Origin of the sequence: Rhizobium sp. P28RR-XV (assembly GCF_012641385.1) — a bacterium.
Taxonomy (GTDB): domain Bacteria; phylum Pseudomonadota; class Alphaproteobacteria; order Rhizobiales; family Rhizobiaceae; genus Rhizobium.
In genome coordinates this window covers 14451-40619 of record NZ_JABAIG010000017.1, presented here as the reverse complement: position 1 = coordinate 40619, position 26169 = coordinate 14451, and the positions used below count along the sequence as shown (strand labels likewise).

Here is a 26169-nt window from a genome sequence, read left to right as displayed (position 1 = left end):
CTCATTGATTGATGGGGTCGCCTGGCCAGCGATTCCCATCCGTTGCAGGCCCGGGTGCAGGATTTTAAAGGAGCGACGATGGCTCAGACCCTTTCGTTCAACGGTCGCAGGCGCGTACGCAAGTTTTTTGGTAAGATTCCCGAAGTCGCAGAGATGCCGAACCTCATCGAGGTTCAAAAGGCGTCCTACGATCAGTTTCTCATGGTCGAAGAACCGAAGGGCGGCCGCCCGGACGAAGGTCTTCAGGCTGTCTTCAAGTCGGTTTTCCCGATTACCGATTTCTCCGGCGCTTCCATGCTGGAGTTCGTTTCCTATGAGTTCGAGCCGCCGAAGTTCGACGTCGATGAGTGCCGCCAGCGCGACCTGACCTATGCCGCGCCGCTGAAGGTGACCCTCCGTCTGATCGTGTTCGATATCGACGAGGATACGGGCGCGAAGTCCATCAAGGACATCAAGGAACAAAGCGTCTACATGGGCGATATGCCGCTCATGACGAACAACGGTACGTTCGTCGTGAACGGCACCGAACGCGTTATCGTGTCCCAGATGCACCGTTCGCCGGGCGTCTTCTTCGATCACGACAAGGGCAAGAGCCATTCGTCCGGCAAGCTGCTCTTCGCCGCGCGCGTCATCCCGTATCGCGGTTCCTGGCTCGACATCGAATTCGACGCCAAGGACATCGTCTATGCCCGTATCGACCGTCGCCGCAAGATTCCGGTGACGTCGCTCCTTATGGCCCTCGGCATGGACGGCGAAGAAATCCTGTCGACCTTCTACACAAAGTCGCTCTACGAGCGCTCCGGCGATGGCTGGCGCATTCCCTTCAAGGCGGAAACGCTGAAGGGCGCCAAGACCGTTACCGACATGATCGACGCCGACACCGGCGAAGTCGTGGTCGAAGGCGGCAAGAAGCTCACCCCGCGCCTGCTGCGTCAGCTGCAGGACAAGGGCCTCAAGGCCCTCAAGGCGACGGACGAAGAGCTTTACGGCCTCTTCCTGGCGGAAGACATCGTCAACGTCCAGACCGGTGAGATCTATCTTGAAGCCGGCGACGAAATCGACGAAAAGACCCTGCCGGTCATTCTGAAGGCTGGCTTCGACGAAATCCCGATTCTCGGCATCGACCACATCAACGTCGGCGCCTACATCCGCAACACGCTGTCTGCGGACAAGAACGAGAACCGTCAGGACGCTCTGTTCGACATCTACCGCGTAATGCGTCCGGGTGAGCCGCCGACTATGGAGTCGGGCGAAGCCATGTTCAATTCGCTGTTCTTCGATGCGGAGCGTTACGACCTCTCCGCCGTCGGCCGCGTGAAGATGAACATGCGCCTCGATCTCGACGTCGAAGATACCGTTCGCACCCTGCGCAAGGACGACATCCTGGCCGTGGTCAAGATGCTGGTTGAGCTGCGTGACGGCAAGGGCGAGATCGACGACATCGACAACCTCGGCAACCGCCGCGTCCGTTCGGTCGGCGAGCTGATGGAAAACCAGTATCGTCTGGGCCTGCTGCGCATGGAGCGTGCGATCAAGGAACGTATGTCCTCGATCGAAATCGACACGGTCATGCCGCAGGATTTGATCAACGCCAAGCCGGCCGCCGCCGCCGTGCGCGAATTCTTCGGCTCCTCGCAGCTGTCGCAGTTCATGGACCAGGTGAATCCGCTTTCGGAAATCACCCACAAGCGCCGTCTTTCGGCTCTTGGCCCGGGCGGTCTGACCCGCGAGCGCGCCGGCTTCGAAGTCCGCGACGTGCATCCGACGCACTACGGTCGTATTTGCCCGATCGAAACGCCGGAAGGCCCGAACATCGGTCTGATCAACTCGCTGGCGACCTTTGCCCGCGTCAACAAGTACGGCTTCATCGAAAGCCCTTATCGCCGCATCATCGACGGTAAGGTGACCAACGACGTGCTCTACCTCTCCGCGATGGAAGAGGCGAAGTACTACGTTGCTCAGGCCAACGCCGAGCTCGACACCGACGGCTCCTTCATCGAAGAATTCGTCGTTTGCCGTCATGCCGGCGAAGTCATGCTCGCTCCGCGCGACAACATCAACCTGATGGACGTCTCGCCGAAGCAGCTCGTTTCGGTCGCAGCCGCTCTGATCCCGTTCCTGGAAAACGACGACGCCAACCGCGCTCTCATGGGCTCGAACATGCAGCGTCAGGCCGTGCCGCTTCTGCGTGCCGAAGCCCCGTTCGTCGGCACAGGCATGGAGCCGGTCGTCGCGCGTGACTCTGGTGCTGCCATCGGCGCCCGCCGCGGCGGCGTGGTCGACCAGGTCGACGCAACGCGTATCGTTATCCGCGCCACCGAAGACCTCGATCCGTCGAAGTCCGGCGTCGATATCTATCGCCTGATGAAGTTCCAGCGTTCGAACCAGAACACCTGCGTCAACCAGCGTCCGCTGGTTACCGTCGGTGACGTAGTCAACCGGGGCGACATCCTGGCGGACGGCCCGTCGACGGACCTCGGCGATCTCGCGCTCGGCCGTAACGTGCTCGTCGCGTTCATGCCGTGGAACGGCTACAACTACGAAGACTCGATCCTGCTCTCCGAGCGTATCGTTGCCGACGATGTGTTCACCTCCATTCACATCGAAGAATTCGAAGTGATGGCGCGTGACACCAAGCTCGGTCCGGAAGAAATCACCCGCGATATTCCGAACGTTTCGGAAGAAGCGCTGAAGAACCTGGACGAAGCAGGCATCGTTTACATCGGCGCTGAAGTTCAGCCGGGCGACATCCTCGTTGGCAAGATCACGCCGAAGGGCGAAAGCCCGATGACGCCGGAAGAAAAGCTCCTGCGCGCCATCTTCGGTGAAAAGGCGTCCGACGTTCGCGACACCTCCATGCGCATGCCGCCCGGCACCTACGGTACGGTCGTCGAAGTTCGCGTTTTCAACCGCCACGGCGTCGAAAAAGACGAACGTGCTATGGCGATCGAGCGCGAGGAAATCGAGCGTCTCGCCAAGGACCGCGACGACGAGCAGGCGATCCTCGACCGTAACGTCTACGGCCGCCTGGTCGAGATGCTGCGTGGTCAGGTCGCTCTTGCTGGTCCGAAGGGCTTCAAGAAGGGCACCGAGCTGTCGAACGCCGTCGTTTCGGAGTATCCCCGTTCGCAGTGGTGGATGTTCGCCGTCGAAGACGAGAAGATCCAGGGCGAACTCGAAGCCCTGCGTGGCCAGTACGACGAATCCAAGTCGCGTCTTGAACAGCGCTTCATGGACAAGGTCGAGAAGGTCCAGCGCGGCGACGAAATGCCTCCGGGCGTCATGAAGATGGTCAAGGTCTTCGTTGCGGTGAAGCGCAAGATCCAGCCGGGCGACAAGATGGCCGGCCGTCACGGGAACAAGGGCGTGGTCTCGCGCATTGTTCCGGTTGAAGACATGCCGTTCCTGGAAGACGGCACGCATGTCGATATCGTGCTGAACCCGCTGGGCGTTCCCTCGCGCATGAACGTTGGTCAGATTCTCGAAACGCACCTTGGCTGGGCTTGCGCCGGCATGGGTCGCCAGATCGGTGAGCTGATCGAAGCCTACAAGGCAAGTGGCAACATCGAGCCTCTGCGCAAGACGATCGACATGGTCGTCGGTGACGGTCCGAAGAGCGACGACGTGCACGAGTATGACGATGCGTCGGTTCTGCGTCTGGCAGACCAGTGGAAGCGTGGCGTGTCCATCGCGACCCCGGTCTTCGATGGCGCCGGCGAAGCAGACGTCAACGAGATGCTGGAAATGGCAGGTCTCAAGCAGACGGGTCAGTCGACGCTGTATGACGGTCGTACCGGCGAGCAGTTCGACCGCCAGGTCACGGTTGGCTACATCTACATGCTGAAGCTGAACCACCTTGTCGACGACAAGATCCACGCCCGTTCGATCGGTCCGTACTCGCTCGTTACCCAGCAGCCGCTGGGCGGTAAGGCGCAGTTCGGCGGTCAGCGCTTCGGCGAAATGGAAGTCTGGGCGCTGGAAGCTTACGGTGCAGCCTACACGCTGCAGGAAATGCTCACGGTCAAGTCGGACGACGTGGCCGGCCGCACCAAGGTCTACGAAGCCATCGTTCGTGGCGACGACACCTTCGAGGCGGGCATTCCGGAAAGCTTCAACGTTCTCGTCAAGGAAATGCGCTCGCTGGGCCTCAGCGTCGAACTGGAAAATTCCAAGGTCGACGATCTGCAGACGGCAAGCCAGCTTCCGGACGCAGCCGAGTAATAACCTGTCGGGTGCGCGCTGTTGGTCAGCGCGCACCGTTGGAATATTGCAGCGCCGTCGACGTCCCTTCGGATGCATGGCGCCGCAAGGCGGTTTTAAAGCGTCAGGCCGGCTCCCGGGATTTGCCGGCACTGTTCGCAATTCGAGGGCGTTTCGCCCCTAAAGGAGATAGGCATGAACCAAGAGGTCATGAATCTTTTCAATCCGCAGATGCCTGCGCAGAATTTCGATTCCATCCGGATTTCGATTGCGTCGCCGGAGAAGATTCTTTCCTGGTCTTATGGCGAGATCAAGAAGCCGGAGACGATCAACTATCGTACGTTCAAGCCAGAACGCGATGGTCTCTTCTGCGCGCGCATCTTCGGGCCGATCAAGGACTACGAGTGCCTGTGCGGCAAGTACAAGCGCATGAAGTACAAGGGCATCATCTGCGAAAAGTGCGGCGTCGAAGTCACGCTGTCGCGCGTTCGCCGTGAGCGCATGGGCCATATCGAGCTCGCCGCTCCCGTTGCCCACATCTGGTTCCTGAAGTCGCTGCCTTCGCGTATTTCGACACTGCTCGACATGACGCTGAAGGATGTCGAGCGCGTTCTCTACTTCGAAAACTATATCGTCACCGAGCCGGGCCTGACCGCCCTCAAGGAGCACCAGCTTCTCTCGGAAGAAGAGTACATGCTCGCCGTCGACGAGTATGGCGAAGACCAGTTCACCGCCATGATCGGCGCTGAAGCGATCTACGAGATGCTGGCCAGCATGAACCTCGAAAAGATCGCCGGCGACCTGCGTTCCGAGCTTGCCGACACCACGTCGGATCTCAAGCAGAAGAAGCTGATGAAGCGCCTGAAGATCGTCGAGAACTTCATGGAATCGGGCAACCGTCCGGAATGGATGATCATGAAGGTCGTCCCGGTCATCCCGCCGGACCTGCGTCCGCTGGTTCCGCTCGATGGCGGCCGTTTCGCGACTTCGGATCTGAACGATCTGTATCGCCGCGTCATCAACCGTAACAATCGTCTGAAGCGCCTCATCGAACTGCGCGCTCCGGGCATCATCATCCGCAACGAAAAGCGCATGTTGCAGGAATCTGTCGATGCGCTGTTCGACAACGGCCGCCGTGGCCGCGTCATCACCGGCGCTAACAAGCGCCCGCTGAAGTCGCTGTCCGACATGCTCAAGGGCAAGCAGGGCCGCTTCCGTCAGAACCTGCTCGGTAAGCGCGTCGACTATTCCGGCCGTTCGGTCATCGTGACCGGTCCGGAGCTGAAGCTGCATCAGTGCGGCCTGCCGAAGAAGATGGCGCTCGAGCTGTTCAAGCCGTTCATCTACGCCCGTCTCGACGCCAAGGGTTATTCCTCGACCGTCAAGCAGGCCAAGAAGCTGGTCGAAAAGGAAAAGCCGGAAGTGTGGGATATCCTCGACGAGGTCATCCGCGAGCATCCGGTTCTCCTGAACCGCGCGCCGACGTTGCACCGCCTGGGCATCCAGGCCTTCGAACCCATGCTGGTCGAAGGCAAGGCGATCCAGCTGCATCCGCTCGTCTGCACGGCCTTCAACGCCGACTTCGACGGCGACCAGATGGCTGTTCACGTGCCGCTCTCGCTGGAAGCCCAGCTTGAAGCCCGCGTGCTGATGATGTCGACCAACAACATTCTGCATCCGGCAAACGGCGCGCCGATCATCGTTCCCTCGCAGGACATGGTTCTCGGCCTGTACTACCTGTCGATCCTGAACCAGAACGAACCGGGCGAAGGCATGGCCTTCTCCGATCTCGGCGAGCTGCATCACGCCCTCGAAAACAAGGTCGTGACGCTGCACTCCAAGATCCGCGGCCGCTTCAAGTCGGTCGACGAAGAGGGCAAGCCCTATTCGAAGATCTATGAGACGACGCCTGGCCGCCTGTTGATCGGCGAACTGCTGCCGAAGCACGGCAAGGTGACCTTCGACATCTGCAACCAGGAAATGACCAAGAAGAACATCTCCAAGATGATCGACACGGTCTACCGTCATTGCGGCCAGAAGGACACGGTCATTTTCTGCGACCGCATCATGCAGCTTGGCTTCTCTCATGCCTGCCGCGCCGGCATTTCGTTCGGCAAGGACGACATGGTCATCCCGGATACCAAGGTTAAGATCGTCGGCGATACCGAAGCACTCGTGAAGGAATACGAGCAGCAGTACAACGACGGCCTGATCACCCAGGGCGAGAAGTACAACAAGGTCGTGGACGCCTGGGGCAAGGCCACGGAAAAGGTCGCCGAAGAAATGATGGCCCGCATTAAGGCCGTTGAATTCGACGAAAAGACCGGTCGCCAGAAGCCGATGAACTCGATCTACATGATGAGCCACTCGGGTGCTCGTGGTTCACCGAACCAGATGCGTCAGCTGGGCGGCATGCGCGGCCTCATGGCCAAGCCGTCGGGCGAAATCATCGAGACGCCGATCATCTCGAACTTCAAGGAAGGCTTGACCGTTAACGAGTACTTCAACTCGACCCACGGTGCCCGTAAGGGTCTGGCCGACACCGCCTTGAAGACCGCGAACTCCGGTTACCTGACCCGCCGTCTCGTCGACGTCGCGCAGGATTGCATCGTCACGCACGTCGATTGCGGCACCGAGAACGGCCTCACCATGACCGCCATCGTCGATGCCGGTCAGGTCGTCGCCTCGCTCGGTGCCCGTATCCTCGGCCGCACGGCCCTGGACGACATCGATCATCCGGTCACGGGTGAGCGCATCGTCGACGCCGGCAAGATGATCCTGGAGCCAGATGTCATCGAGATCGAGAAGGCTGGTATCCAGTCGATCCGCATCCGTTCGGCGCTGACCTGCGAAATCCAGACGGGCGTCTGCTCGGTCTGCTACGGCCGTGACCTTGCTCGCGGTACGCCTGTCAACATCGGTGAAGCTGTCGGCGTCATCGCCGCACAGTCGATCGGTGAGCCGGGCACGCAGCTGACTATGCGTACCTTCCACTTGGGCGGCACGGCGACCGTGGTCGACCAGTCGTTCCTGGAAGCCTCTTACGAGGGCACGGTCCAGATCAAGAACCGCAACATGCTGCGCAACTCCGAAGGCAACCTCGTTGCCATGGGCCGCAACATGACGGTTCAGATCCTGGACGAACGTGGTGTCGAACGCTCTTCGCAGCGTGTCGCCTACGGCTCCAAGATTTATGTCGACGAAGGCGACAAGGTGAAGCGCGGTCAGCGTCTGGCGGAATGGGACCCCTATACCCGTCCGATGATGACGGAAGTGGCCGGTACGGTTCACTTCGAAGACGTTGTCGACGGTCTCTCGGTTCTCGAAGCGACCGACGAGTCCACCGGCATCACCAAGCGTCAGGTTATCGACTGGCGCTCGACGCCGCGCGGCTCGGATCTCAAGCCGGCGATCGTCATCAAGGACGCTAGCGGTAATGTTGCCAAGCTGTCGCGTGGCGGTGAAGCCCGCTTCCTGCTCTCTGTCGAAGCGATCCTGTCCGTCGAGCCGGGCACGAAGGTGTCGCAGGGTGACGTTCTCGCCCGTTCGCCGCTGGAAAGTGCCAAGACGAAGGACATCACCGGTGGTCTGCCGCGTGTTGCCGAATTGTTCGAGGCTCGTCGTCCGAAGGATCACGCCATCATCGCTGAAATCGATGGTACGATCCGCCTCGGCCGCGACTACAAGAACAAGCGTCGCGTCATCATCGAGCCGGCGGAAGACGGTGTCGAGCCGGTCGAATACCTGATCCCGAAGGGCAAGCCCTTCCACCTTCAGGAAGGCGACTATATCGAAAAGGGTGACTACATCCTCGACGGTAACCCGGCACCGCACGACATTCTGGCGATCAAGGGCGTGGAAGCTCTGGCTTCCTACCTGGTCAACGAAATCCAGGAAGTCTACCGCTTGCAGGGCGTTGTCATCAACGACAAGCATATCGAAGTGATTGTCCGTCAGATGCTGCAGAAGGTGGAGATCACCGATGCAGGCGACAGCCAGTACATCGTCGGCGACAACGTCGATCGTATCGAGCTGGACGATGCCAACGACCGTCTGATCGAAGAAGGCAAGAAGCCCGCTTATGGCGATCCGGTTCTGCTCGGCATCACCAAGGCATCGCTGCAGACGCCGTCCTTCATTTCGGCCGCATCCTTCCAGGAAACGACGAAGGTGCTGACCGAAGCTGCAATCGCCGGCAAGACCGACGGCCTGCAGGGTCTGAAGGAAAACGTCATCGTCGGCCGCCTCATCCCGGCCGGTACCGGCGGTACCATGACGCAGATCCGCCGTATCGCCACGGCGCGCGACGAGCTCATCCTGGAAGAGCGTCGCAAGGGCACGGGTGCCAACGTCGCAACGCCGATGCTGCAGGATCTCGCAAGCGAGAACACTCCGGCCGAGTAAGCGGCACGGCATTGAAAAAATCAAAACCGCCCGGAGCGATCCGGGCGGTTTCTTTTTGCATGGTGTAAAGTCGATAGGCGAGGGCGGGTCGCCTCCACAGAGGGCGGCGACAGCCGGCGCGTCAGCGGAAGCGGATGATCGCGACTTCGCCTTCGAGTGCGCCCTGATAGGCGGAGGCGTGCGGCTCCTCATCCGGTATGTCCGTCAGCAGACCGATCTGGTCGAGGTCGGCCTCGATGAAGCCTTCCTCGGCAAGCGCGTTCAGCGCCTCGCGCACGGCGGTATCGTCGTCGGGTGCCTTCAGCATGACATGCAGATCGATGCCTTCGCCGCCATCGGTTTCATAGCCCTTGCCGATGATGATGAAGACCATGGGGCCGTCGGAATTGTTGTCGTTATCTGGCGCAGTAATCATGTGTCTTCCTTCGGGAGTGTCGAATCGACCCGGCGATTCCCTGTGGTTGCACGGGCGTCGGATGGAATTGTCTTTCCGTGATTCCTTATAGGGATTTTAACGAAATACCAAAGTCGATCTTGCCGAACAGGCGGCATTTCCGTATCCAAAGCCTCAAATGGCTGGTTTTCCCGGCCTTTCAGGCCTTTGTGACAAAGATAATTTCTTAACCGGCCTTGACGAAACGGCGGGAAACCAGTAGTACCGCCGCCATCGGGACCCATGTGAGGCATGGCTGTTCGGAGCGACGCGCTCTGGAGTTCACCTCAAACAAGGTTCTAAACGCACGTTGAAGACACGAATGCTGCACGCAAGACGCTATTACAGCGTCCTCTGCTTTTCTGTGGTCCATCTGCGAAAGCGGATCGGGCCACGTTTTGCGCATTGAGACGAACGTGTGTCGTTGCCGGTGACGGCGAAAGTGAAGCCCGTAAGGGTGTCGAGATAGATTTACAAGGGATGGTTGAATGCCTACCGTAAACCAGCTGATCCGCAAGCCTCGTCAGGCACAGGTAAAGCGTAATAAGGTTCCCGCTCTCCAGGAGAACCCGCAGAAGCGCGGCGTTTGCACCCGCGTCTACACGACGACGCCGAAGAAGCCGAACTCGGCTCTGCGTAAGGTCGCAAAGATCCGTCTGACCAACGGCTTTGAAGTCATTGGTTACATTCCCGGTGAAGGTCACAACCTTCAGGAACACTCTGTCGTCATGATCCGTGGCGGCCGCGTCAAGGACCTTCCGGGTGTCCGTTATCACATCATCCGCGGCGTTCTCGATACCCAGGGTGTCAAGAACCGCAAGCAGCGCCGTTCCAAGTACGGTGCGAAGCGTCCGAAGTAATTCGGTTTCAGGTAATCCGGTGCTGCGCGAGGTTCTCCGCGTGGTGAAGCGCCGCCAATAGTTGAGAGACGAGAAGTACATGTCCAGACGTCACAGAGCAGAAAAGCGCGAGATCAACCCGGACCCGAAGTTCGGCGATCTGGTCGTCACCAAGTTCATGAATGCCATCATGCTCGACGGCAAAAAGTCCGTGGCTGAAAACATCGTATACGGCGCATTCGACGCCGTGCAGGGCAAGGCAAAGCAGGAGCCGCTCGGCGTGTTCCATCAGGCTTTGGATAACATCGCTCCGCACGTTGAAGTTCGTTCGCGTCGTGTTGGTGGTGCTACCTACCAGGTTCCGGTCGATGTTCGTCCGGAGCGCCGTCAGGCTCTGGCCATCCGCTGGCTGATCGCTGCTGCTCGCAAGCGCAACGAAACCACCATGGTCGATCGCCTCAGCGGCGAACTTCTCGATGCCTCCAACAACCGCGGCGCCGCCGTCAAGAAGCGCGAAGACACGCACAAGATGGCTGATGCCAACCGTGCGTTCTCGCATTATCGCTGGTAATCCCGAACGGTTTCGGAAAGGCAGTCCACAATGGCTCGCGAATATAAAATCGAAGACTACCGCAATTTCGGTATCATGGCGCATATCGACGCCGGCAAGACCACGACCACCGAGCGTATTCTTTACTACACCGGCAAGTCGCACAAGATCGGCGAAGTGCACGACGGTGCGGCCACGATGGACTGGATGGAGCAGGAGCAGGAGCGTGGCATTACGATCACCTCTGCTGCGACCACGACCTACTGGAAGGGCCGCGACGGCAAGACCCGCCGCTTCAACATCATCGACACTCCCGGCCACGTCGACTTCACCATCGAAGTCGAGCGTTCCCTGCGCGTTCTCGACGGTGCCATCGCGCTGCTCGACGCCAACGCCGGCGTTGAGCCGCAGACGGAAACCGTCTGGCGTCAGGCTGAGAAGTACAATGTCCCGCGGATGATCTTCTGCAACAAGATGGATAAGACCGGCGCCGATTTCTATCGCTCGGTCGAGATGATCAAGACCCGCCTTGGTGCTACCGCTGTTGTCATGCAGCTGCCGATCGGTGCAGAAACCGAGTTCAAGGGCGTCATCGACCTGATCGAGATGAATGCTCTCATCTGGCGCGACGAGTCGCTCGGCGCTCAGTGGGACGTCGTTGAAATCCCGGAAGACATGAAGGCCAAGGCTGCCGAATACCGCGAAAAGCTGATCGAGACCGTTGTCGAGATCGACGAAGCCGCGACTGAAGCCTACCTCGAAGGCAACCTGCCTGATAACGATCAGATCCGCGCACTCGTCCGTCGCGGCACGATCGACGTCAAGTTCCATCCGATGTTCTGCGGCACCGCCTTCAAGAACAAGGGTGTTCAGCCGCTTCTCGACGCCGTCGTCGATTACCTGCCGTCGCCGCTCGACATTCCGGCGATCAAGGGCATCGACTTCAAGACGGAAGCCGAAATCGAACGTCACGCCGACGACAGCGAGCCGTTGTCCATGCTGGCATTCAAGATCATGAACGACCCCTTCGTCGGTTCGCTGACCTTCGCCCGCATCTACTCCGGCAAGCTCGAGAAGGGCGCGTCGGTCATGAACACGGTCAAGGACAAGCGCGAGCGCGTCGGCCGCATGCTGCAGATGCACTCCAACTCGCGTGAAGACATCGAAGAAGCCTTCGCTGGCGACATCGTCGCTCTGGCCGGCCTCAAGGAAACGACCACTGGCGATACGCTCTGCGACCCGCTGAAGCCGGTTATCCTCGAGCGCATGGAATTCCCCGAGCCGGTCATCCAGATCGCGATCGAGCCGAAGACCAAGGGCGACCAGGAAAAGATGGGCCTCGCGCTCAACCGCCTGGCTGCAGAAGATCCGTCCTTCCGCGTCAAGACCGACCAGGAATCTGGCCAGACGATCATTGCCGGCATGGGTGAACTTCACCTCGACATCATCGTCGACCGCATGCGTCGTGAATTCAAGGTTGAAGCGACCGTCGGTGCGCCGCAGGTTGCTTACCGCGAAACCATTACGCGTCAGACGGAAAAGGACTACACCCACAAGAAGCAGTCGGGTGGTACCGGTCAGTTCGCTCGCGTCAAGATCGTGTTCGAACCGAACCCGGACGGCGACGACTTCAAGTTCGAGTCCAAGATCGTCGGCGGTTCTGTTCCGAAGGAATACATCCCGGGCGTTCAGAAGGGTATCGAAAGCGTTCTGTCTTCGGGCCCGCTGGCTGGCTTCCCGATGCTCGGCGTCAAGGCGACGCTCATCGACGGTGCCTTCCACGATGTTGACTCGTCGGTTCTGGCCTTCGAAATCGCTTCCCGCGCTTGCTTCCGTGAAGCAGCCCGCGAAGCCGGTGCTCAGCTCCTCGAGCCGATGATGAAGGTCGAAGTCGTAACGCCGGAAGATTACGTCGGCGACGTCATCGGTGACCTGAACTCGCGTCGTGGCCAGATCCAGGGCCAGGAAAGCCGCGGTATCGCCGTTGTCATCAACGCGAACGTCCCGCTGGCGAACATGTTCAAGTACGTCGATAACCTGCGCTCGATGTCTCAGGGCCGTGCACAGTACACGATGACCTTCGATCATTATGCGCCGGTTCCGTCGAACGTCGCACAGGAAATCCAGGCAAAGTATTCCGGTCAAAAGTGACCGGAATACCAATTGACCGATAACAAGAATTGATCCCCCAGGGGACAGGAAAAACGGAGAGCCGAAAATGGCAAAGAGTAAGTTTGAGCGCAATAAGCCGCACGTTAACATCGGGACGATCGGGCACGTTGACCACGGCAAGACGTCCTTGACGGCAGCGATCACGAAGTACTTCGGCGAGTTCAAGGCGTACGACCAGATCGACGCCGCACCGGAAGAAAAGGCACGCGGCATCACGATCTCGACGGCACACGTCGAGTACGAGACGCCTGCTCGCCACTATGCGCACGTCGACTGCCCCGGCCACGCCGACTATGTGAAGAACATGATCACCGGTGCCGCACAGATGGACGGCGCGATCCTGGTTTGCTCGGCTGCCGACGGCCCGATGCCGCAGACGCGCGAGCACATCCTGCTTGCCCGCCAGGTTGGCGTTCCGGCGATCGTGGTGTTCCTGAACAAGGTCGACCAGGTTGACGACGCTGAGCTTCTCGAGCTGGTCGAGCTTGAAGTTCGCGAGCTTCTGTCGTCCTACGACTTCCCGGGCGACGACATTCCGGTCGTCAAGGGTTCGGCGCTTGCCGCTCTTGAAGATTCGGACAAGAAGATCGGCGAAGACGCGATCCGCGAGCTGATGGCTCAGGTTGACGCCTACATCCCGACGCCAGAGCGTCCGATCGACCAGCCGTTCCTGATGCCGATCGAAGACGTGTTCTCGATCTCTGGCCGTGGTACGGTTGTGACGGGCCGCGTCGAGCGCGGTATCGTCAAGGTTGGCGAAGAAGTCGAGATCGTCGGCATCCGCCCGACGTCGAAGACGACGGTGACCGGCGTTGAAATGTTCCGCAAGCTGCTCGATCAGGGCCAGGCAGGCGACAACATCGGCGCGCTGGTTCGTGGTGTGAACCGTGACGGCGTCGAGCGTGGCCAGATCCTGTGCAAGCCTGGCTCTGTCAAGCCGCACAAGAAGTTCATGGCCGAAGCCTACATCCTGACGAAGGAAGAAGGTGGCCGTCATACGCCGTTCTTCACGAACTACCGTCCGCAGTTCTACTTCCGCACGACGGATGTGACCGGCATCGTGACGCTTCCGGAAGGCACGGAAATGGTTATGCCTGGCGACAACGTCACCGTTGCCGTTGAGCTGATCGTTCCGATCGCGATGGAAGAAAAGCTTCGCTTCGCCATCCGCGAAGGCGGCCGTACCGTCGGCGCAGGCATCGTCGCCTCCATCGTCGAGTAATTCGAAGGCGGCCACTCCACCCGAGTGGCCGATTCGAGGACGATGACAATAATATGAAGCAAGCGGCAGTAGTCGCTTGCTTATGACATGGAAATGTTGCAAATGGCGCGCGAGCGCGATTTGAGCTCTGCTTCGGATAACGAAGCGGCCAATGCGATTAACAATGAAGGTGGGCCGAAAGGTCTGAAGAGTGGATGGGGATGCCGCAGCCGGCGTTCCTCTCGATCTTTGAAACCGGTGATCCGCCTTAGGAAAAAGAACAATCCGTGCCCTTTTTTGAGCGGCACGCGAGATAACAAAACACAAGGATAACGTCGAATGAACGGCCAAAATATCCGCATTCGCCTGAAGGCGTTCGATCACCGGATTCTCGATGCTTCCACGCGCGAGATCGTGTCGACGGCGAAGCGCACCGGTGCTAGCGTCCGGGGCCCCGTTCCGCTTCCGACTCGTATCGAGAAGTTCACGGTTAACCGGTCCCCGCACATCGACAAGAAGAGCCGCGAGCAGTTCGAGATGCGCACGCATAAGCGCCTCCTCGACATCGTTGATCCGACCCCGCAGACGGTAGACGCGCTGATGAAGCTCGATCTCGCCGCCGGTGTCGATGTTGAGATCAAGCTCTGAGACCTGGTTCTCGAGCTGAGTGAGAAGGATTGAACCGATGCGTTCAGGTGTGATTGCACAGAAGGTGGGAATGACCCGCGTCTATAACGACGCTGGCGAGCATGTCCCGGTAACGGTATTGCGTTTGGATGGCTGCCAGGTCGTAGCCCAGCGCACAGTTGAAAAGAATGGCTACACCGCAGTTCAGCTGGGTGCCGGCCAGGCTAAGGTTAAGAACACGACGAAGGCCCTGCGCGGTCATTTCGCCGTCGCAAGCGTTGAGCCGAAGGCCAAGCTCGTTGAATTCCGTGTTACGGACGACAACCTGCTCGAAGTCGGCACCGAACTGAAGGCTGCTCACTTCACGGCGGGCCAGCTCGTCGACGTGACCGGCACGACGATCGGTAAGGGCTTTGCCGGCGCCATCAAGCGCCACGGTTTCGGCGGTCTGCGCGCCACGCACGGTGTGTCGGTTTCGCACCGCTCGCACGGTTCGACCGGCTCGCGCCAGGATCCGGGCAAGGTGTTCAAGAACAAGAAGATGGCTGGTCACATGGGCCAGACGCGCGTGACGACGCAGAACCTTGAAGTGGTTTCGACCGATGAAGATCGCGGTCTGATCCTCGTCAAGGGCGCGGTTCCCGGCTCCAAGGGTGCCTGGATCATCGTGCGCGACGCCGTCAAGTCGGCAGCGAAGTAAGGGAGCCAAACCAATGGAATTGAACGTCAAGACCCTCGAGGGCAAAGACGCTGGGAAGGTTTCCCTTTCTGACGCGATTTTCGGCCTTGAGCCGCGTGAAGACATTCTTGCCCGCGTCATTCGCTGGCAGCTTGCCAAGAAGCAGCAGGGCACGCACCAGGCAAAGGGCCGCGCGGATGTTTCGCGTACCGGCGCCAAGATGTACAAGCAGAAGGGTACGGGCCGCGCTCGTCACCATTCGGCTCGTGCTCCGCAGTTCCGCGGCGGTGGTAAGGCTCACGGCCCTGTCGCCCGCAGCCATGAACATGATCTGCCGAAGAAGGTTCGCGCCCTCGGCCTGCGTCATGCTCTCTCGGCTAAGTTCAAGGCTGAAGACGTGATCGTCATCGACAATCTCGTCGCAACCGAAGCCAAGACCAAGGCACTCGCTGGCGCTTTCGAGACGCTCGGCCTGACGAACGCTCTGTTCATCGGCGGCGCTGAGCTCGACAGCAACTTCAAGCTCGCAGCCCAGAACATTCCGAACATCGATGTTCTGCCGGTTCAGGGCATCAACGTTTACGACATCCTGCGCCGCGGCAAGCTCGTGCTGTCCAAGGCTGCAGTTGAAGCTCTAGAGGAGCGATTCAAGTGACGGATCTTCGCCATTACGATGTGATCGTTTCTCCTGCGATCACCGAAAAGTCCACGCTACTTTCGGACAACAACCAGGTTGTTTTCAACGTTGCCAAGACCGCGACGAAGCCTGAAATCAAGGCTGCCGTCGAAGCGCTCTTCGGCGTCAAGGTTACGGCCGTTAACACTCTGCTGCGCCTCGGCAAGACCAAGCGGTTCAAGGGTCTCGTCGGCAAGCAGAAGGACGTGAAGAAGGCTGTTGTGACGCTTGCCGAAGGCCAGTCGATCGACGTCTCCACCGGTCTCTGAGGAATAAGAAAATGGCATTGAAAACATTCAATCCGACGACCCCGAGCCAGCGTCAGCTGGTCATCGTCGATCGCTCCTCCCTCTACAAGGGCAAGCCGGTCAAGACGCTGACGGAAGGCCTGACCTCTAAGGGCGGCCGCAACAACACCGGCCGCATCACCGTGCGTTTCCAGGGTGGCGGTCACAAGCGCACCTATCGCCTGGTGGACTTCAAGCGTCGCAAGTTCGACGTGGACGCGACCGTCGAGCGCATCGAATACGATCCGAACCGTACCGCTTACATCGCTCTGGTGAAGTACACGGACGGCGAACTGGCCTATATCCTCGCTCCGCAGCGCCTCGCTGCCGGCGACAAGGTCATCGCTTCGGAAAAGGCAGTTGACGTGAAGCCTGGCAACGCCATGCCGCTTCAGTTCATCCCGGTCGGCTCCATCATCCACAATGTGGAAATGAAGCCGGGCAAGGGTGGTCAGATCGCTCGCTCCGCCGGTTCCTACGCTCAGCTCGTCGGCCGCGACCAGGGTATGGCGATCCTTCGTCTGAACTCAGGCGAACAGCGCCTCGTGCACGGCACCTGCCTTGCCTCGATCGGTGCGGTTTCGAACCCGGATCACGGCAACATCAACGACGGTAAGGCCGGTCGTTCGCGTTGGCGTGGCAAGAAGCCGCATAACCGCGGCGTTGTCATGAACCCGGTCGACCATCCGCACGGCGGTGGTGAAGGCCGCACCTCCGGTGGTCGCCATCCGGTGACCCCATGGGGCAAGCCGACCAAGGGTAAGCGTACGCGGTCGAACAAGTCGACCGACAAGATGATCATGCGCTCGCGCCATCAGCGCAAGAAGTAAGAGAGGAAGTCTCAAGTGGCTCGTTCAGTATGGAAAGGTCCGTTTGTTGACGGCTATCTTCTCAAGAAGGCTGAGAAGGTGCGCGAAGGCGGACGCAATGAAATAATCAAGATGTGGAGCCGCCGCTCCACGATCATGCCGCAGTTCGTTGGTCTCACCTTCGGCGTCTACAACGGCAGCAAGCACATTCCGGTCAGCGTCAATGAAGACATGGTCGGCCACAAGTTCGGCGAGTTCGCCCCGACCCGTACCTATTATGGTCACGGTGCGGACAAGAAGGCGAAGAGGAAGTAACAATGGGCAAGGCAAAAACCGAACGCCGGCTGAAGGACAATGAGGCGCAGGCAGTTGCGCGCACGCTCCGTGTCAGCCCGCAGAAGCTCAACCTGGTCGCGGCTTCGATCCGTGGCAAGAAGGTTGATCGTGCTCTCGCAGAGCTGGAATTCTCGCGCAAGCGCATCGCTGGCGCCGTGAAGAAGACTCTTGAATCTGCGATCGCCAATGCAGAAAACAACCACGATCTCGACGTTGACTCGCTGGTCGTAGCGGAAGCTTACGTCGGCAAGTCGATCGTCATGAAGCGTTTTCACGCTCGTGGCCGCGGTCGCGCGTCTCGTATCGAGCGTCCGTTCGCGCACCTGACGATCGTCGTCCGTGAAGTTGAAGCTCAAGGGGAGGCCGCATAATGGGTCAGAAAATCAATCCGATCGGTTTTCGTCTCGGCATCAACCGCACTTGGGATAGCCGCTGGTTTGCGGACAATGCCGAGTATGGCCAGCTCCTCCACGAAGATCTGAAGATGCGCAAGTTCGTCATGAACGAACTGAAGCAGGCCGGTATCTCCAAGGTGGTCATCGAGCGTCCGCACAAGAAGTGCCGCGTTACGATCCACTCGGCTCGTCCGGGCCTGATCATCGGCAAGAAGGGCGCTGACATCGACAAGCTCCGCAAGAAGCTGTCGGACATGACGAATTCCGAAACGCACCTCAACATCGTTGAAGTGCGCAAGCCGGAAATCGACGCGACGCTGGTCGCCCAGTCGATCGCTCAGCAGCTGGAACGCCGTGTTGCTTTCCGTCGCGCCATGAAGCGCGCCGTTCAGTCCGCGATGCGTCTTGGCGCCGAAGGCATCAAGATCACCTGCGCCGGCCGTCTCGGCGGCGCGGAAATCGCTCGTACGGAATGGTACCGCGAAGGCCGCGTGCCGCTGCATACGCTGCGCGCCGACATCGACTACGGTACGGCTGAAGCAGAAACCGCTTTCGGCATCTGCGGCATCAAGGTCTGGATCTTCAAGGGCGAAATCCTTGAACACGATCCGATGGCCTCCGAACGCCGCGCAATGGAAGGCGACGCCCAGGGTCCGGCTAGCCGCGATCGCGATAGAGACCGTCGCCGCGACAACGCTTGATAGCGTGCGTGGCAGATAAGTTCGGAGAATAGAGAAATGTTGCAGCCAAAGCGTACGAAGTACCGTAAGCAATTCAAGGGTCGCATCAAGGGCGTCGCCAAGGGTGGGTCTGACCTTGCGTTCGGTGAATTCGGTCTGAAGTCGCAGGAGCCTAACCGCGTCAACGCTCGCGAAATCGAAGCGGCTCGCCGCGCGATCACGCGCTACATGAAGCGTGCCGGCCGTGTATGGATCCGCGTGTTCCCGGATGTTCCGGTAACCAAAAAGCCTACCGAAGTCCGCATGGGTAAAGGTAAGGGCTCCGTCGAATACTGGGCATGCAAGGTCAAGCCCGGCCGTATGATGTTCGAGATCGATGGTGTGAGCGAGGAAATCGCTCGTGAGGCATTGCGCCTCGGCTCTGCCAAGCTCTCGGTCAAGACGCGCTTCGTGCAGCGCATTGCAGAGTAAGGAAGAAGCTCATGAAAGCCGCAGATGTTCGCGCCCTGAGCGCCGACCAACTCAAGGACGAGCTTGCCAAGCTGAAGAAGGAACAGTTCAACCTGCGCTTTCAGAAGGCAACCGGCCAGCTTGAAAAGTCCTCGCGCATCAACGAAGTCCGCAAGGACATCGCCCGCGTGAAAACCATTGCCCGCCAGAAGGCGGCAGAAGCAAAGGCCTAAAGGAAAAATAACATGCCGAAGCGCATTCTGCAGGGCGTCGTGGTCAGCGACAAGAACGAGAAGACGGTAGTTGTCCGCGTTGAGCGTCGTTTCGCTCACCCGCTGCTTCAGAAGACCGTTCGTCGTTCCAAGAAGTACAAGGCCCACGACGAAAACAATCAGTACAAGGTCGGCGACGCCGTTTCCATCGAGGAATGCGCACCGATCTCCAAGGACAAGACCTGGACGGTCGTTTCCGCCCAGTCCAAGTAACAGAATTTCGCTCAGGCCCTTGCGCTTGGGCGAAATATCTGTATGAAGCACGAGCTTGGAAGCAGGACGCTCGAGTACGAGCGTTCTTTTGCTTTGTTGATGGCCGGCGAAGATGACCCTGGTGGTTCCGAGCGCTGGAGAAATCAGACAAGAGACTAGTCCATAAGCCGGGGTAGGGGGTCGGTTGGCCCAACCATTCCGGTAACAACAAGAAGGCGACCTGACATGATTCAGATGCAAACAAACCTCGACGTGGCGGATAATTCCGGCGCACGTCGTGTCATGTGCATCAAGGTGCTGGGCGGCTCGAAGCGCAAGTATGCCTCGATCGGCGACATCATCGTCGTTTCGATCAAGGAAGCTATCCCGCGCGGCCGTGTGAAGAAAGGTGACGTGATGAAGGCGGTTGTCGTTCGTACCGCCAAGGACATCCGTCGTCCGGATGGCAGCGTCATCCGCTTCGATACCAACGCAGCAGTCCTCATCGACAACAAGAAAGAGCCGATCGGCACCCGTATCTTCGGACCGGTTCCGCGCGAACTTCGCGCCAAGAACCACATGAAGATCATCTCGCTGGCTCCAGAAGTACTGTAAGGAGCGGAGCGATGCAAAAGATCCGTAAAGGCGACAAGGTTGTCGTATTGGCCGGCAAGGACAAGGGCCGTACCGGCGAAGTCATTCAAGTGCTGCCGAAGGAAGACCGCGCGGTCGTCCGTGGCGTCAACGTCATCAAGCGCCATCAGCGCCAGACGCAGACCCAGGAAGCTGGCATTATCAGCAAGGAAGCCTCGCTTCACCTGTCCAACATTGCGATCGTCGACAGGCACGGTAAGCCGACCCGCGTCGGTTTCAAGGTTGTAGAAGGCAAGAAGGTCCGTGTGGCCAAGACCTCGGGAGAAGTGATCGATGGCTGAGGCAAAGTACGAGCCGCGGCTCAAGAAGGAATACGTTGCTCGCATCCGTGCAGCCATGCAGGAGAAGTTCCCCTACGCTAACGAGATGCAGATCCCGAAGCTGGACAAGATCGTGATCAACATGGGCGTTGGCGAAGCGACGGCTGATTCGAAGAAGCCGACCGTTGCTGCTGCCGACCTGGCGGCCATCGCTGGCCAGAAGCCGGTCATCACCCACGCGCGCAACTCCATCGCTGGCTTCAAGGTCCGCGAAAACATGCCGATCGGCGCCAAGGTGACGCTGCGCGGCGCCCGCATGTATGAGTTCCTGGATCGTCTGGTCAACATCGCGCTTCCGCGCGTTCGCGACTTCCGCGGCCTGAACCCGAAGAGCTTTGACGGTCGTGGCAATTTCGCCATGGGCATCAAGGAACACATTGTGTTCCCTGAGATCAACTACGACAAGGTTGATCAGATGTGGGGCATGGACATCATCGTTTGCACGACGGCGACGACCGACGACGAAGCACGGGCTCTTCTGACAGAGTTCAACTTCCCGTTCCGTCAATAACCGTAACGACGAGCGTAGAAAAGGAACCTAAATATGGCGAAGACAAGCGCAGTTGAAAAGAACAAGCGCCGCCGCAATACGGTTGCCACTCAATCCGCAAAGCGGGCTGCTCTGAAGGCAATCATCATGAACCAGTCTCTCTCGATCGAAGACCGGTTCAAGGCCACTCTGAAGCTGGCATCGCTCCCGCGCGATGGATCGAAGACCCGTATTCGCAACCGTTGCGAAGTGTCTGGCCGTCCGCGCGCCTACTACCGCAAACTGCGCATGTCGCGTATCGCGCTGCGTGAACTCGGCAATCTCGGCAAGGTGCCGGGCATCGTCAAGTCCAGCTGGTAAGGAGCAGAATAGATGACCATGACTGATCCTTTGGGCGATATGCTCACCCGCATCCGTAACGGTGCTTCGCGCCGCAAGTCGTCGGTTTCGACGCCTGCGTCCAAGCTCCGTGCACGCGTCCTCGATGTTCTGCAGGCTGAAGGCTACATCCGTGGCTACTCCGTCGTCGATTTCGGCAACGGCAAGTCCGAGCTCAACATTGAGCTGAAGTACTACGAAGGCTCGTCGGTGATCCGTGAGATCGGCCGCGTGTCCAAGCCGGGCCGCCGAGTTTATGTCTCGGTCAAGTCCATTCCGCAGGTCGCGAACGGTCTCGGCATCACCATCCTTTCGACTCCGAAGGGTGTGATGGCCGATCACCAGGCTCGTGAACAGAATGTTGGTGGTGAGGTTCTCTGCTCGGTCTTCTAAGATCGAACAGGGATCTCCTTCGAAACAGACAGGTTTGAAAAATGTCTCGTATCGGTAAGAAGCCCGTTCAGGTACCTGCAGGGATCACGGCCACGGTTGATGGCCAAAAAGTGACCGCCAAGGGCCCCAAGGGCGAGCTGTTTTTCGTCGCTAACGACGAAATCGGTCTCAAGCTGGAAAACAATGCAATCGTCGTGACGCCGCTCAACGACACCAAGGATGCTCGCGCAAAGTGGGGCATGTCCCGCACGATGATCGAGAACATCCTCAAGGGTGTTAAGGACGGCTACGAGCGCAAGCTCGAAATCAACGGCGTCGGCTACCGTGCCTCCATGCAGGGCAAGAACCTGCAGCTCGCGCTCGGCTTCAGCCACGACGTGGTTTATGAGCCGCCGCAGGGTATCTCGATCGCTGTGCCGAAGCCGACGGAAATCGTCGTCACCGGCATCAACAAGCAGCAGGTCGGCCAGGTTGCCGCTGAAATCCGCGAATACCGCGGTCCGGAGCCCTACAAGGGCAAGGGTGTTAAGTATGCCGAAGAGCGGATCGTCCGCAAAGAAGGCAAGAAGAAGTAAGGATCACGCGAAATGGCTAGCAGGAAAGAAACACTTGCACGTCGTGCCAACCGCGTGCGTCGTCAAATCAAGTCGGTGGCCAATGGTCGTCCGCGCCTGTCGGTTCATCGCTCGTCGAAGAACATCTACGTTCAGGTCATCGATGATGTGGCCGGCAAGACCCTCGCGGCTGCCTCCACCCTCGACAAGGATCTGCGCGGTTCTCTGAAGACCGGTGCCGATACCGCCGCCGCCGCCCTCGTTGGCAAGCTCGTCGCCGAGCGTGCCTCCAAGGCAGGCGTCAAGGAAGTCGTGTTCGATCGCGGCGCCTTCATCTACCACGGCCGTATCAAGGCCCTGGCTGAAGCAGCCCGCGAAGGCGGTCTGTCCTTCTGATCAAGTTTCTGGTCGGCAGCTCTCGGGCGCCGGCCGGATGTTCACCGGGCCGCAAGCTTCCCTTTAGGGGGAGGGCATGCGGTCTTTGTTGTTTGCCGATTGCACCCGGAAAAGAAAAAGGAAGAGGACAATGGCACAGGAAAAGAGGGGCTCGCGGGATGACCGGCAGAGCCGTGAAGAGCGCGATAGCGAATTCGTCGACAAGCTGGTCGCGATCAACCGCGTCGCCAAGGTTGTAAAGGGCGGCCGCCGTTTCGGTTTCGCCGCTCTCGTCGTTGTCGGTGACCAGAAGGGCCGCGTAGGCTTTGGTCATGGCAAGGCACGCGAAGTGCCGGAAGCCATCCGCAAGGCTACCGAAAGCGCCAAGCGCGACCTGATCTTCGTACCGCTGCGCGACGGCCGTACGCTGCATCACGACGTTCATGGCCGTCATGGTGCAGGTAAGGTTCTGCTGCGTTCGGCCAAGGTCGGTACCGGTATCATCGCCGGCGGCCCGATGCGCGCCGTCTTCGAAACGCTCGGCGTTCATGACGTCGTTGCCAAGTCGACCGGTTCCTCGAACCCGTACAACATGGTTCGCGCCACGTTCGACGCCCTGAAGCACCAGGTTCACCCGAAGGACATCGCAGCTCAGCGCGGCATCAAGTATGCCACCCTGCAGGCTCGCCGCGCCGCTTCGGGCAACGCCTCCGAAGAATAAGGGAGTTTGACCTATGGCCAAGACGACCAAGAAGGCTGAAGCTAAGGCGACCGTTACGGTCGAACAGATTGGCAGCCCGATCCGCCGTCCGGACGTTCAGCAGAAGACGCTGATCGGTCTCGGACTGAACAAGATGCACCGTCGCCGCACGCTGGAAGATACTCCGGCTGTTCGTGGCATGATCCGTGCTGTCCAGCATCTCGTTCGCGTTGTCGGCGAGAAGTGAGCCGGAGGTAAATCGTTATGAAACTGAATGAGATCAAGGATAACGAAGGCTCGACCCATAGCCGCAAGCGCCTCGGCCGCGGCATCGGCTCCGGCTCCGGCAAGACCGGTGGCCGTGGTGTGAAGGGTCAGAAGTCCCGTTCGGGCGTTGCGATCAACGGCTTCGAAGGTGGTCAGATGCCCATCTATCGTCGCCTGCCGAAGCGCGGCTTCAATAATATCTTCGCCTCCGACTACGTTGTCGTATCGCTGGCTCGCATCCAGGCTGCCGTCGATGCTGGCAAGCTCGATGCCAAGAAGACTGTCGATGCTGCTGCCCTCAAGGCTGCCGGCGTGATTCGCCGCGTCAAGGATGGTGTTCGCGTTCTTTCGGACGGCGAACTGAAGGCGAAGCTTGCCCTCGAAGTTGCGGGCGCTTCCAAGCCGGCGGTTGAAAAGATCGAGAAGGCCGGCGGCTCCATCAAGCTGCTTGCTTCTGCCGCAGAAGCTCCTGCCGCAGAATAATATTATCAAAGATCGCCCGAGGTGCTTCACTTCGGGCGATTTTTCTCCCATATGTGAGCCTCACGAACCTGAACGACGCGGCGGTGTCTTTCCGGTTGACAACGGGAACCAAGGGTGAGGCGCCCGATTGCATGGCAATCCGTCCGAAGCCCGAATTTTGAACAATTTACTTACTGATTCCGGACCCGGCCGATTATGCCGGAATTGGTAGTGCGGAGATTTGCATGGCTTCTGCAGCGGAACAATTGGCGTCCAATCTCAATTTCTCGACCTTTGCCAAGGCTGAGGATCTCAAGAAGCGCTTGTGGTTTACGCTCGGCGCTCTCCTCGTCTATCGACTCGGCACCCACATTCCGCTTCCTGGCCTCAATCCTGCCGCTTACGCCCAGGCTTTCCAGAATCAGTCGGGCGGCATTCTTGGCCTCTTCAACATGTTCTCGGGCGGCGCCGTACAGCGCATGGCGATCTTCGCGCTCGGCATCATGCCTTATATTTCGGCCTCGATCATCGTTCAGCTGATGACCTCGGTCGTTCCCTCGCTCGAAAACCTGAAGAAGGAAGGCGAGCAGGGCCGCAAGATCATCAACCAGTACACCCGCTACGGCACGGTGCTGCTCGGCGCATTGCAGGCCTATGGCATTGCGATCGGCCTGGAGCACGGCAACGGCGTCGTGGTGGACCCGGGCTGGTTCTTCCGTATTTCCACCGTCATTACGCTGCTCGGCGGCACGATGTTCCTGATGTGGCTTGGTGAGCAGGTGACGTCGCGCGGTATCGGCAACGGTATCTCGCTGATCATCTTCGCCGGTATCGCTGCAGGTCTTCCGACCGCGCTCGCCGGCACTCTTGAACTCGGCCGCACCGGCGCGCTTTCCACGCCCCTTATTCTCGCGGTGCTGGTCGTTGCCATTCTGGTCATTGCGCTCATCGTTTTCGTCGAGCGTGCGCAGCGTCGCCTGCTGATTCAGTATCCGAAACGCCAGGTCGGTACACGCATGTTCCAGGGCGATACGTCGCACCTGCCGCTGAAGCTCAACACCTCGGGTGTTATCCCGGCGATCTTCGCGTCGTCGCTGCTCTTGCTGCCGGCAACCGTCGCCGGTCTCGGCAACAATACGGCGCTTCCGACCTGGGTGACGTCGATCGTCGCCGCGCTTGGCCATGGCCAGCCGGTCTACATGGTGTTCTACGGCGCCCTGATCGCCTTCTTCGCCTTCTTCTACACCGCGCTCGTCTTCAATCCGAAGGACACGGCCGACAATCTGAAGAAGCATGGCGGCTTCATTCCGGGCATTCGTCCCGGTGAGCGCACTGCCGAATATATCGATTACGTGCTGACCCGCATCACGGTCATCGGCGCGATCTATCTTGTCTTCGTCTGCATCCTGCCCGAAATTCTCGTATCCCAGACAGGTATTCCGTTGTCTCTGGGTGGCACTTCGCTTCTGATCGTGGTTAGCGTAACGCTGGATACGGTGGCGCAGATTCAGGGTCACCTGATCGCACAGCAATATGAAGGCCTGATCAAGAAATCGAAGTTGCGTGGAGGAAAGAGGGGGCGATGAGACTCATACTTTTAGGGCCGCCGGGAGCAGGTAAGGGGACCCAGGCCCAGCGTATCGTGGAAAAGTACGGCATCCCGCAGCTTTCCACAGGCGATATGCTGAGGGCTGCGGTGGCTGCCGGGACTGAAGTTGGCAAGCGCGCCAAGGCCGTCATGGACGCCGGCAAGCTTGTTTCCGATGAGATCGTCAACGCTATCGTCTCCGAACGTATCGACCAGCCGGATTGCGCCAGAGGCTTCATCCTCGATGGTTTCCCGCGCACGCTGGTGCAGGCGGATGCTACGGAGCGGATGCTGAAGTCGAAGGGGTTGGATCTCTCGGTCGTCATTGAACTCAAGGTCGATGATGCCGAATTGATTCGCCGCGTTTCCGGCCGTTATTCCTGCTCGAATTGCGGCAGCGTCTATCACGACACTGATAAGGTTCCGGCAACGGCCGGCGTCTGCGACAAATGCGGCTCGACCCACTTCAAGCGCCGCCCTGACGACAATGCCGAAACCATGGCGACTCGCCTCCAGGTCTATTACAAGGAGACGTCGCCGCTGATCGGTTACTACTATGCGAAGGGCAAGTTGCAGAGCATCGACGGCATGGCCGATATCGAGCATGTGACCGAAAGCATAGAGGCTATCCTGGCTAAGCTTTAGATAGCCTAAAATAAACTTGCCGGAGCGGTTGCTTTTTTGCGCCGATTCCGCTAAACACCGCGCCAACTCGCGACATGCTATGCGATCGGCGCGGATTTCCAACGGGAAGTCCGGGTACGGTCGTTTTGACATGTGGCGGAT

Annotated in this window: 30 protein-coding genes; 29 read left to right on the top strand and 1 reads right to left on the bottom strand. The window is 59.3% G+C overall.

Going from position 1 to position 26169, the window contains the following annotated elements; genetic code table 11:
• Positions 1–78 precede the first annotated feature (78 nt).
• Both rpoB and rpoC read left to right on the top strand, forming a co-directional pair.
• Complete coding sequence (gene rpoB, locus HGP12_RS28700) at positions 79–4221, top strand: DNA-directed RNA polymerase subunit beta (protein WP_168842810.1); 4143 nt, start codon at positions 79–81, stop codon at positions 4219–4221.
• A gap of 174 nt (positions 4222–4395) precedes the next feature.
• Positions 4396–8604: a DNA-directed RNA polymerase subunit beta' gene (gene rpoC / locus HGP12_RS28695; protein ID WP_168842811.1), complete on the top strand. Its 4209-nt coding sequence runs from the start codon at positions 4396–4398 to the stop codon at positions 8602–8604.
• A gap of 121 nt (positions 8605–8725) precedes the next feature.
• Here rpoC and HGP12_RS28690 read toward each other — a convergent pair whose 3' ends face one another.
• Complete coding sequence (locus HGP12_RS28690; protein WP_004123433.1) at positions 8726–9019, bottom strand: hypothetical protein; 294 nt, start codon at positions 9017–9019, stop codon at positions 8726–8728.
• Positions 9020–9525: 506 nt separating this feature from the next.
• On the opposite strand from HGP12_RS28690, the gene rpsL reads away from it, so the two are divergent.
• The 27 genes from rpsL to HGP12_RS28555 all read left to right on the top strand — a co-directional run bounded on the left by rpsL (position 9526) and on the right by HGP12_RS28555 (position 26028).
• Entirely contained in the window at positions 9526–9897 is a 372-nt protein-coding gene (gene rpsL, locus HGP12_RS28685; RefSeq protein ID WP_003507760.1) for a 30S ribosomal protein S12, read from the top strand.
• A 79-nt stretch (positions 9898–9976) separates the two neighbouring features.
• Positions 9977–10447 (top strand): 30S ribosomal protein S7, encoded by a 471-nt coding sequence (gene rpsG, locus HGP12_RS28680; protein WP_034513449.1) that lies wholly within the window; start codon positions 9977–9979, stop codon positions 10445–10447.
• A 30-nt stretch (positions 10448–10477) separates the two neighbouring features.
• Positions 10478–12577 carry an elongation factor G gene (gene fusA / locus HGP12_RS28675; RefSeq protein ID WP_168842812.1) on the top strand — a complete coding sequence of 700 codons (2100 nt, stop codon included), beginning with the start codon at positions 10478–10480 and terminating at the stop codon, positions 12575–12577.
• 67 nt (positions 12578–12644) lie between these two features.
• Positions 12645–13820 (top strand): elongation factor Tu, encoded by a 1176-nt coding sequence (tuf, locus tag HGP12_RS28670; protein WP_168842804.1) that lies wholly within the window; start codon positions 12645–12647, stop codon positions 13818–13820.
• 318 nt (positions 13821–14138) lie between these two features.
• The gene (gene rpsJ, locus HGP12_RS28665) at positions 14139–14447 is read left to right on the top strand and encodes a 30S ribosomal protein S10 (protein ID WP_003547547.1); all 309 of its coding nucleotides are present in this window, start codon (positions 14139–14141) and stop codon (positions 14445–14447) included.
• Positions 14448–14484: 37 nt separating this feature from the next.
• Complete coding sequence (gene rplC / locus HGP12_RS28660) at positions 14485–15126, top strand: 50S ribosomal protein L3 (RefSeq protein ID WP_028753974.1); 642 nt, start codon at positions 14485–14487, stop codon at positions 15124–15126.
• A 13-nt stretch (positions 15127–15139) separates the two neighbouring features.
• Positions 15140–15760, top strand: a complete 621-nt coding sequence (gene rplD / locus HGP12_RS28655; RefSeq protein WP_168842813.1) for a 50S ribosomal protein L4 — start codon at positions 15140–15142, stop codon at positions 15758–15760.
• Positions 15757–16050 (top strand): 50S ribosomal protein L23, encoded by a 294-nt coding sequence (locus HGP12_RS28650; RefSeq protein ID WP_015339600.1) that lies wholly within the window; start codon positions 15757–15759, stop codon positions 16048–16050. The genes rplD and HGP12_RS28650 overlap by 4 nt, the downstream gene beginning before the upstream one ends.
• Before the next feature lie 11 nt (positions 16051–16061).
• Positions 16062–16898 (top strand): 50S ribosomal protein L2, encoded by an 837-nt coding sequence (rplB, locus tag HGP12_RS28645; RefSeq protein ID WP_168842814.1) that lies wholly within the window; start codon positions 16062–16064, stop codon positions 16896–16898.
• A 15-nt stretch (positions 16899–16913) separates the two neighbouring features.
• Positions 16914–17192 carry a 30S ribosomal protein S19 gene (gene rpsS / locus HGP12_RS28640; protein ID WP_015339602.1) on the top strand — a complete coding sequence of 93 codons (279 nt, stop codon included), beginning with the start codon at positions 16914–16916 and terminating at the stop codon, positions 17190–17192.
• A 2-nt stretch (positions 17193–17194) separates the two neighbouring features.
• Positions 17195–17584: a 50S ribosomal protein L22 gene (gene rplV, locus HGP12_RS28635; protein ID WP_004118391.1), complete on the top strand. Its 390-nt coding sequence runs from the start codon at positions 17195–17197 to the stop codon at positions 17582–17584.
• Positions 17584–18309, top strand: coding sequence for a 30S ribosomal protein S3 (rpsC, locus tag HGP12_RS28630; RefSeq protein WP_034507390.1), 726 nt, complete (start codon positions 17584–17586; stop codon positions 18307–18309). Before rplV ends, rpsC begins: the two co-directional genes overlap by 1 nt.
• Before the next feature lie 36 nt (positions 18310–18345).
• Positions 18346–18759: a 50S ribosomal protein L16 gene (gene rplP / locus HGP12_RS28625; protein WP_034480417.1), complete on the top strand. Its 414-nt coding sequence runs from the start codon at positions 18346–18348 to the stop codon at positions 18757–18759.
• A gap of 11 nt (positions 18760–18770) precedes the next feature.
• On the top strand, positions 18771–18971 hold the full coding sequence (rpmC, locus tag HGP12_RS28620; RefSeq protein WP_007690763.1) for a 50S ribosomal protein L29: 201 nt from the start codon (positions 18771–18773) through the stop codon (positions 18969–18971).
• A gap of 12 nt (positions 18972–18983) precedes the next feature.
• Positions 18984–19223 carry a 30S ribosomal protein S17 gene (gene rpsQ, locus HGP12_RS28615; RefSeq protein ID WP_168842815.1) on the top strand — a complete coding sequence of 80 codons (240 nt, stop codon included), beginning with the start codon at positions 18984–18986 and terminating at the stop codon, positions 19221–19223.
• A 225-nt stretch (positions 19224–19448) separates the two neighbouring features.
• Entirely contained in the window at positions 19449–19817 is a 369-nt protein-coding gene (rplN, locus tag HGP12_RS28610) for a 50S ribosomal protein L14 (protein ID WP_012707761.1), read from the top strand.
• An 11-nt stretch (positions 19818–19828) separates the two neighbouring features.
• Positions 19829–20137, top strand: coding sequence for a 50S ribosomal protein L24 (gene rplX, locus HGP12_RS28605; protein ID WP_168842816.1), 309 nt, complete (start codon positions 19829–19831; stop codon positions 20135–20137).
• Positions 20130–20687 carry a 50S ribosomal protein L5 gene (gene rplE / locus HGP12_RS28600; RefSeq protein ID WP_168842817.1) on the top strand — a complete coding sequence of 186 codons (558 nt, stop codon included), beginning with the start codon at positions 20130–20132 and terminating at the stop codon, positions 20685–20687. The genes rplX and rplE overlap by 8 nt, the downstream gene beginning before the upstream one ends.
• A 33-nt stretch (positions 20688–20720) precedes the next feature.
• Positions 20721–21026, top strand: a complete 306-nt coding sequence (gene rpsN / locus HGP12_RS28595; protein WP_068386075.1) for a 30S ribosomal protein S14 — start codon at positions 20721–20723, stop codon at positions 21024–21026.
• Positions 21027–21038: 12 nt separating this feature from the next.
• On the top strand, positions 21039–21437 hold the full coding sequence (rpsH, locus tag HGP12_RS28590; RefSeq protein ID WP_104822788.1) for a 30S ribosomal protein S8: 399 nt from the start codon (positions 21039–21041) through the stop codon (positions 21435–21437).
• Between the two features lie 41 nt (positions 21438–21478).
• Positions 21479–22012, top strand: coding sequence for a 50S ribosomal protein L6 (rplF, locus tag HGP12_RS28585; protein WP_149638064.1), 534 nt, complete (start codon positions 21479–21481; stop codon positions 22010–22012).
• Positions 22013–22024: 12 nt separating this feature from the next.
• Entirely contained in the window at positions 22025–22387 is a 363-nt protein-coding gene (gene rplR / locus HGP12_RS28580) for a 50S ribosomal protein L18 (protein WP_168842818.1), read from the top strand.
• A 130-nt stretch (positions 22388–22517) separates the two neighbouring features.
• Complete coding sequence (gene rpsE, locus HGP12_RS28575) at positions 22518–23087, top strand: 30S ribosomal protein S5 (protein WP_168842819.1); 570 nt, start codon at positions 22518–22520, stop codon at positions 23085–23087.
• Positions 23088–23100: 13 nt separating this feature from the next.
• Positions 23101–23313, top strand: coding sequence for a 50S ribosomal protein L30 (gene rpmD, locus HGP12_RS28570; protein WP_168842820.1), 213 nt, complete (start codon positions 23101–23103; stop codon positions 23311–23313).
• A 17-nt stretch (positions 23314–23330) separates the two neighbouring features.
• Positions 23331–23816, top strand: a complete 486-nt coding sequence (gene rplO / locus HGP12_RS28565) for a 50S ribosomal protein L15 (RefSeq protein ID WP_149638067.1) — start codon at positions 23331–23333, stop codon at positions 23814–23816.
• A gap of 224 nt (positions 23817–24040) precedes the next feature.
• Complete coding sequence (secY, locus tag HGP12_RS28560) at positions 24041–25381, top strand: preprotein translocase subunit SecY (protein ID WP_168842821.1); 1341 nt, start codon at positions 24041–24043, stop codon at positions 25379–25381.
• Positions 25378–26028, top strand: coding sequence for an adenylate kinase (locus HGP12_RS28555; RefSeq protein WP_168842822.1), 651 nt, complete (start codon positions 25378–25380; stop codon positions 26026–26028). Before secY ends, HGP12_RS28555 begins: the two co-directional genes overlap by 4 nt.
• Positions 26029–26169: the final 141 nt, after the last annotated feature.